This is a genomic window from Pseudoalteromonas sp. T1lg23B, from assembly GCF_002964665.1.
Taxonomy (GTDB): Bacteria; Pseudomonadota; Gammaproteobacteria; order Enterobacterales; family Alteromonadaceae; genus Pseudoalteromonas.
On sequence record NZ_PQBZ01000033.1, the window covers coordinates 1 to 266 of the forward strand.

Here is a 266-nt window from a genome sequence, read left to right on the forward strand (position 1 = left end):
TTATCATCCACATACAGCACCACATGGGTATGATTGCTCATCACCGCAAACGCACATATATCAATGCAAAACACCTGAGCTAAAAACAACAATCGCTCTTCTACCCACCCTCGGCGGTGCTCATACGACTTACCCGTCAATTTATCTTCACCGCACAAAAATGCACGGCGAACACAACGTGAAACACAATGATAATACCGAGTATCCGACAAACTGATTTGTCGCTTCCTTGCTAATCCCATCGTTCACTCCTTGAACTTAGAATT

At 44.0% G+C, this 266-nt stretch carries 1 pseudogene; it reads right to left on the minus strand.

Annotated elements, in window-relative coordinates:
• Window positions 1–242 (minus strand): annotated as a pseudogene (locus tag C2M32_RS08575) (transposase); the annotation flags it as partial.
• Window positions 243–266: the final 24 nt, after the last annotated feature.